The sequence below is a fragment of the Nocardia sp. NPDC004415 genome (genome assembly GCF_053602435.1).
Map to the genome: position 1 here is coordinate 43836 of NZ_JBSGDP010000043.1, position 6901 is coordinate 50736.

Here is a 6901-nt window from a genome sequence, read left to right on the forward strand (position 1 = left end):
ACGGCGGGCCACCGTACGGTCCCGGTGGGCCGGTCAACTCACATCACTCGCGCTGGCGATGAAGGTGTTGCACTGCGCGGTGAGATTGCGGTCCAGTCCGGCTTCGAACCACTGCCCGCCGTGCTCGGACGTGCCGTGATCGCGCATGTCACCGGGGCCGTCACCGCGCCCGTAGGCGTCCTTGGTGGCGAGGGTGACCTGGCTCGCGGTGAGCGAATTGCCGCCCTTGGACGAGGCGATGAACATGCCGTCGAAGCAGTTGGCCTGCAACTCGACCCGGCGCGAGAGCTCGAGGCCCTTGTCCGAGCGGGCGCCCACGTCGACGCGTTCGCTGTTGGCCTTGCGCAGGATGCCGGACTGGGCCTGGATGTGGTGGCCGTACTCGTGGGCGAACACCGAGAGGTAGACGACCCAGTTGTCCTTGAACATGTCGGTCTGCAACTGGCTGATCGGCATGTAGATGGTCTTGTTGGCCGCGCAGTAGAAGGCGGCGAAGTTGCTGGTCGAGCCGGTGCACGGGGTGGTGATGCCCGCGGTGGTCGCGGTGACGCTGAGCTTGGGCGACTCGAAGGGCAGATCGTTGTTCGTCAGCAACGGCTTCCACGCCGCGTCCAGGCAGGTAGCGGCCGATTCGAAGAACGCGCGCGCCTTGTCCACCTGGGTGCCCCACGGCGAGTAGTCGCAGGAGGCGGGCACCAGCGAGCCGTTGGCGTCGAGGAGCAGCGGGTTGTCGCCGGTCTTGGCGGGGGCGCTGCCGGGCTCGGGCGAATAGGTGGTGCTCGGCTTCGGGCCGACGGCGACCGAGCCGATATCGATGCCGTTGCGCACGGCATAGCGCACCAGAATGCTGACCACCGCGATGATGACCACCAGCAGCAACGAGACGAAACGGCCGCCACCTTTGCGCGGTGGCGGCGTCGGCCTGCCCGGCGGACCGTAGGGCATCGGCGGTGGCCGGTACCCCGGCGGCGGGCCGTAGGAGGCGGGGCGTGGTGCGTAACCCTGTGGCTGTTGATATCCGGGCTGATATCCCGGCGGCGGACCGTAGCCCGGTTGCGGGCGGTATCCCGGGGGCGGTCCATAGCCGGGAGGCGGCGGAACCCGACGTCCACCAGGCCCTGCCGGGCCATATCCGTACGGTGGTTGGGTCACGTCCCCCGTACCCCCTCGTCTAGTTCGTCGCCGACAGCCGCTGACGCAGGATAGCAAGCTGTCTAGAGTAAGCAGCCATGCTGACTTTTCGGGGGGGCGCCGCAGGCGCGCTGCTACTCGCTTCGGCGGGTCTGCTCGCGGCCGCGCCGGTAGCCCACACGGAGCCCGCGCCCGCCGGTGTCACGATCACCGCCGACCTCACCCTCACCGAGGACGGTGTGCTCCGCGTCACCGAGACCGTCGGTGTCCCCGCCGACGGCAGTTTCACGATGTCGCTGCCGCTGCGCGTGCAGATCGACGACGACGTGGAGCGCGTCTTCAAGGTCACCGATGTCACCGCGACCGGCGCCGGGACCGCGACCACGGCCAACGATCAATTCGTGGTCGAGGCGAAGCCGGGTGAATCCACGTTCACCTACTCGGTGCACAACACCGTCGCCGACGCGCCGGGCACCCAGGTGTTCCACTGGCTCGGCGTCCTCAACGCCGATATCGCCGCGCTCGACGTCTCGGTGATCAGCCCCAGCTATCAAATGGGCATCGTGGACTGCAAACTCGGCCCGGCGGGCAACGCGCGCCCGTGCGCCGATGTGCACACCGAACCCGACGGTGTGCTGTATCTGACCCAGACCGATCTGCGCAAGGGTGACGCGATCGACCTCACCCTGCAGATGCCCCCCGGCACCGTGCCCGCCAACGCCGACGTGCGCGACGGCAGCGCCGCCGGTCCGTTCTCGTTCACCGCACCGGTTTTCGCCGCCTTCGGCGCGCTGCTGGCGGCGCTGGCCGCGATGATCGGCTACGTACTGTTCGCCCGCAAGCGCGCGGCTCAGGCCGTCGCGGGCAACGACACCTTCGAACCGCTCACCCAGCAGGGCGGCCGGGTCGACTTCACCACCCCCGACGGCGTGCTGCCCGGCGAGGCCGGCCTGCTGCTCGACGAACAGGTCGATCCGGTCGACATCGCCGCCACCGTGGTGGATCTCGCGGTCCGCCGCTACCTGTGGATCGCGCCGGTGAACGCGCGCGGCGAGGACGACTGGCGGATCAGCCGCGTCAACGCGCCCGACGACCAGCTGCGCGACTACGAGCGCGTCGTCTACGACATGCTGCTGCCCGAGGGCACCGACACCGTCGCCGTGCGCGAACTGCGCGCGCCCGGACGTGTTCAGCTGGAACCGATCCGGGCCGCCATGCGCGCCGACGCCGTGACCACCGGCGCCTTCGCCGACCCGAAGCAGCGAGCGCTGCCGCGCTGGATCGGCGCCGCCCTCATCGCGGTCGGCGCGGTGACCACCGTGGCGCTGGCGCTGACCTCCGGGCACGCACTGGTCGGCGTCGCCATCGCGCTGGCGGGCGGGGCGGCGATGCTGCTGCCCAACTACCTGCCCACGCGCACCACCTTCGGCGACACCACCGTCGGCCGCATCCGCGCCATGCAGCGCGGCCTGGATACCGTTGCGCGTCAGCAGATCCCGCCGATCGATCAGGAGACGGTGTTCTCCCGTGCCCTGCCCTACACGGTGATCAGCGGCCGCGCCGACAACTGGGTGCGCACCTTCCGCGACATGGACCCGTCGGCCGATTCGCAGCCGGGCCTGTACTGGTTCGCCGGCTACGACCGCGACCGCGATCTGCACCGCTTCGCGTCGCAGTTCCCGTTCTTCATCACCGCCCTGGAAGGCGCGTTCAACCCGAGGTGAACCGCCCCCGTCCGCCGGGTACTACACCCGGCGGATGGCGGCGAGCGGATCTGCGTAGAGCGCGCTCAGCGAGGTGACCACCGCGGCGAATTCCTGTACCTTGCCGCCGAATCCGCTGATCCGGATGTCGGTGGGGGGCAGCTGGGTGCTCTGGGTGAACGCGCGCGCGACGTGGCCGAGGGCAGGGCGGTAGCCGGTGAAGGCCTGGCCGCCGAGCACCACCCGGTCGGGGTTGAGCATGTCGCGCACCAGGGCCACGGTCTGGCCGAGCATGGTCGCCCGTTCGGCGAGCAGCTCCCTGGCCGGCTCGGAACCGGACTCGGCGGCCCGGTACAGATCGGCGATGGTGGTGCCCACGGTGCCGTTGTAGGCCGGGATGATGCCGCGTCCGACCGCGCGGGCCTGCAGGGCCCGGTCGCCGACGGTCACTTCCAAGCAGCCGCGCCGACCGCAGGTGCACTGCACATCCGAACCGGTGGGCAGGTGCGCGATGGAACCGGGACCGTTGCTCGGGGTATGTACCCGGCCGTCGAGGGTGACGGCGATGCCCGCGGTCTCACGGACGTAGAAGTACAGGCTGCTGCCGTGCTGGGTGGCTGGCAGTTCGGTGTCGGGTTCGGGGCGGCGCGCGTCGAAGGTGGGCAGCAGCAGCTCGGAGGCGGCCATGGCCTCCACGTGCGGGGCCACCGAGACGGGCAGTTCGAGCACGTCACCGAGGACCTGGCCGAGCGGAGCGCCCTTCCAGTCCAGCTTGGGGTGGTCGACGACGCCGGTGTGCGGGTCGACCCGGCCACCGATCGCGACGCCTGCCCACAGCGGGGTGCGCTTGTGCCAGCGCTGCAGGAACGCCTTGGCGCTGCGGGCCACCGTGGTGACCGCGAAATCCTGGCCGGTCTGCGGTGTCGCGATGGCGAGCCCGCCGAGGATGCGACCGCGCAGGTCGGCGGCGACGATCTTGGTCGCGGCGGCACCGATGTGGATGCCGATGGTCAGGTAGGCCTCGTGGTCGATCTCGAACGGCACCCGAGGACGGCCGACCGCACCGGCGGCGGTGAGGTCGGGGCGCTCACGCAGCAGACCGGCGGCGAGCAGCGAGGCGACCTGCCGGTTCACCGTCGCGATGCTCAGACCCGTTGTGCGCGCGGCATTGTCGCGCGAGACCGGGCCGGAGGCGGCGGTACGCAGCACGGCGGCGGCGGGATTGTCGCTGCGGCGCAGCTCAGGGGCTACGACGGGGCGGGAAACACGAGGACGACCGGCACCCGCCCGAGAGAGGGGGCGATCGATGGTGGGAGCAGACATATGAAGTTCCTTGCTGAAATCCCGTTGTCCCAACGGGATTGCCTACACGTGTGACGTGGCAGCACACGAGCCGGAGCGGCTCAGCTGCAGCGGCAGGAACGACACAGTTCGCGGGTCAACGGCAGACGCAAGCCCAGAGCGGCGGTCACGTAGGTGACACGCGCTACGAGGGGATGGTTGCCGGACATAACAATCAAGCTAACACCGAATTCGCACCCATCCAAGCCGAACCGGCGGATTGTGCTGTGCGGCACACCATATCCGCAGGTCAGCCGGTTGTGACCGGCGCGCAATACAGCCCCCTCGACACGGCAACGCCCCCGCCGGCGGGACCGGAGGGGGCGTTGCGGAGTGCGCGTCGGCTACTTGGTGGCCGGTGCGGTGAAGGGCTGGTTGATGGTGGTGACGTACTGGATCACGGCGCCGATCGCCACCGGAGCGGTGATCAGGATCTGGCCCGCGAGGGTGCCCAGCGCGCCGATGGCCAGGATTCCACCGATGCAGCCGATGGCCGCGGCCGGAATGAACGGACCGAACAGGCCGACGATGGTCGCCGAGGCGACGGTCGCGCCGGCGATGCCACCCAGCACGCAACCCACGGCGCCGCCGCCGAGGCCACCCACAAGGGTGCCGATCGCGGCACCGAGGGAGATGGTGGAGGTCAGACGGCTCCAGGCGGCCTGCTCACGGTCGTACTCGGACTTCCACGGCGCCTTGTCCTCGAACGGCAGGGCGACCGGCTTGTAGACGGCCTTGGCCGGGTCCAGCTGCGGGGTCAGCACGGCGGTGTTGCCGGAGATGTCGGCCGCGATCGGCAGCTCGAACTCGTCCAGACGGAACGACAGCGGCGTGGCCGCCACCGTGGTGCCGTCGGCGGCCTTGACCTTGAAGGCGCCTTCCTCGACGACCAGCGAGCCGGCGTCGGTGGTGATCACCGAGGTGCCGTTGACTTCCTGAGCGCTGAAATTGATCGGAGCGGCGGCCTCGGCGGCGGGGTCCGCGTAGGAGGTGCCCGCGGCAACACCGGTCGCCAGGGTCACGAGCGCCGCAACCACGGCGAGCTTCCTCATCTTCATAAACTTGCCAATCCCTCATCTGTGGTGGAGCTGTTCGAGAAGCAAGCTTCGAGCAGATCCGCGCTCGGGACGAGGGATAAAAACAGCGAGATCGGAACCCGGGAATTCAGCCCGCCGCTTTCGCCGCCGCTTTCGCCTGTTTCTTGAATTCCCGGACTTCGGCGAGGGTTTCGGCGTCGACGACGTCGGCGACCGAGCGCCGCGAGCCCTCGTCACCGTAGGAACCGGCGGCTTTTCGCCACCCGGTGGGACGCACGTCACGCTGTTTGCCGAGCAACGCCAGGAAGATCTTCGCCTTCTGGGCGCCGAAGCCCGGCAGGTCCTGCAACCGGCGCAGCACCTCCTTGCCGTCGGGATCGCCGCTGGTCCAGAGGTTGGCGGGCACCCCGTCGTAGTTCTCGATGAGGTACTGCGCGAGCGCCTGGGCCCGGCGCGCCATCGAGCGGCCGTACCGGTGGATGGCTGGCGGCGTGGCGGCGAGTTCCTCGAATTCCGCGGGATCGGCCTCGGCGATGCGGCGCAGATCGAATCCACCCATTCGCTCGGCGAGTTTGCGCGGACCGCGAAACGCGTGTTCCATCGGATACTGCTGGTCGAGCAACATTCCCAGCAGCAACGCGAAATCGTCGCTACCGAGGAGTTCGTCGGCCTCGGGTTCCTGCGCGAGACACAGCGTACGAGTCATACATTCATCGTGACACATTTCACCAGTAGCCTCTGAGTTCATGATGGCGGTACCCATGACCAACTACACCCCCCGTCCAGACCGTTTCGATCAAGCGGGCCAGGACCAACTCGTCGACGCCCACGATCTGGAGGTCACCCAGCCCGGGATGCGCAGCCTGCGCGCCTGGAGTCACGACGCGCTCGCGCTGCACCCGGGCGAACGCGCCCTCGACGTCGGCTCCGGCACCGGTTCGGAGGTCTTCGCCTTCGCCGACGCGGTGGGCCCGACCGGCGCCGCGATCGGCGTCGAACCCGACCCCAACCTGCTGGCCTCGGCCGAACGCCGGTCCACCGAGTACGGCTCCCCCGCGCGATTCGTCTCCGGTGACGCCTACGGCCTGCCCTTCGGCGGCGACGCCTTCGACGCCGTGCTCTGCGAACGCGCCTTCCAGCACCTGACCGCCCCGGCCAGGGCCGCGGCCGAGATCGCCCGCGTGCTGCGTCCCGGCGGCCGCGCGGTGGTGGTCGACAGCGACTGGGCCACGGCGATCGTGCACCCCGGCGACCCGCGAGTGGTGCGCGCCGTGATCGACACCCTGATCTCCTCGACCACCAACCCACACTCCGGGCGCAGGCTCTCGGGCCTGCTCACCGAGGCCGGATTGGTCGTCGACGAGGTCGGCTCCCAGGCCCTGGTCCAGGACCGCACCGTCGGCGCGGGCGCCCTGGTCAGCCGGATCGCCGACCTGGCGGTCCTACGCGGCACCATCACCACCGCCGACCGCGACCAACTGCTCGCCGACCTGCGCGCGGGCGCCGAACGCGGCGACATCCACATCTCGGTCACCCTGTTCGGCGTCCTGGCACACAAGCGATAGCACCAAACCCGGCCCCGCACGCCCCGACCCCGAGGAGGGGCAGGCCGCGCAGCGGCCGTCGCGGCCGGGTCGTCGGACGAAGAACGAACGAGGACGGCCACAGAGCCGAGCCGCGTCGATCACG

6 protein-coding genes are annotated in these 6901 nt (G+C 69.8%); 2 read left to right on the forward strand and 4 right to left on the reverse strand.

The genetic code is table 11. The features are described from left to right. Window positions 1-33 precede the first annotated feature (33 nt). The gene (locus tag ACWEMY_RS20145) at window positions 34-945 is read right to left on the reverse strand and encodes a neutral zinc metallopeptidase (RefSeq protein ID WP_375932734.1); all 912 of its coding nucleotides are present in this window, start codon (window positions 943-945) and stop codon (window positions 34-36) included. A 284-nt stretch (window positions 946-1229) separates the two neighbouring features. Here ACWEMY_RS20145 and ACWEMY_RS20150 point away from each other — a divergent pair, with 284 nt between their 5' ends. Beyond that, window positions 1230-2855, forward strand: coding sequence for a DUF2207 family protein (locus ACWEMY_RS20150; RefSeq protein WP_452391245.1), 1626 nt, complete (start codon window positions 1230-1232; stop codon window positions 2853-2855). 21 nt (window positions 2856-2876) lie between these two features. On the opposite strand, the gene ACWEMY_RS20155 is transcribed toward ACWEMY_RS20150, so the two are convergent. The 3 genes from ACWEMY_RS20155 to ACWEMY_RS20165 form a co-directional block, all read right to left on the reverse strand. Beyond that, entirely contained in the window at window positions 2877-4157 is a 1281-nt protein-coding gene (locus tag ACWEMY_RS20155) for an ROK family transcriptional regulator (RefSeq protein WP_278260686.1), read from the reverse strand. Window positions 4158-4519: 362 nt separating this feature from the next. Further along, window positions 4520-5233, reverse strand: a complete 714-nt coding sequence (locus tag ACWEMY_RS20160) for a hypothetical protein (protein ID WP_375932728.1) — start codon at window positions 5231-5233, stop codon at window positions 4520-4522. A gap of 106 nt (window positions 5234-5339) precedes the next feature. Beyond that, window positions 5340-5918 carry an HhH-GPD-type base excision DNA repair protein gene (locus ACWEMY_RS20165; RefSeq protein ID WP_375932725.1) on the reverse strand — a complete coding sequence of 193 codons (579 nt, stop codon included), beginning with the start codon at window positions 5916-5918 and terminating at the stop codon, window positions 5340-5342. Between the two features lie 55 nt (window positions 5919-5973). Between ACWEMY_RS20165 and ACWEMY_RS20170 the strand changes: the two genes are divergently transcribed. Further along, the gene (locus tag ACWEMY_RS20170; RefSeq protein WP_452391246.1) at window positions 5974-6777 is read left to right on the forward strand and encodes a methyltransferase domain-containing protein; all 804 of its coding nucleotides are present in this window, start codon (window positions 5974-5976) and stop codon (window positions 6775-6777) included. The last annotated feature ends 124 nt before the right edge of the window (window positions 6778-6901 follow it).

Excerpts from the sequence above, each read along its gene's own strand:
- ACWEMY_RS20170 (WP_452391246.1), top strand. The coding sequence starts at position 5,974 with ATGACCAACTACACCCCCCGTCCAGACCGTTTCGATCAAGCGGGCCAG.
- ACWEMY_RS20155 (WP_278260686.1), bottom strand. The coding sequence starts at position 4,157 with ATGTCTGCTCCCACCATCGATCGCCCCCTCTCTCGGGCGGGTGCCGGT.
- ACWEMY_RS20165 (WP_375932725.1), bottom strand. The coding sequence starts at position 5,918 with ATGACTCGTACGCTGTGTCTCGCGCAGGAACCCGAGGCCGACGAACTC.
- ACWEMY_RS20150 (WP_452391245.1), top strand. The coding sequence starts at position 1,230 with ATGCTGACTTTTCGGGGGGGCGCCGCAGGCGCGCTGCTACTCGCTTCG.
- ACWEMY_RS20160 (WP_375932728.1), bottom strand. The coding sequence starts at position 5,233 with ATGAAGATGAGGAAGCTCGCCGTGGTTGCGGCGCTCGTGACCCTGGCG.
- ACWEMY_RS20145 (WP_375932734.1), bottom strand. The coding sequence starts at position 945 with ATGCCCTACGGTCCGCCGGGCAGGCCGACGCCGCCACCGCGCAAAGGT.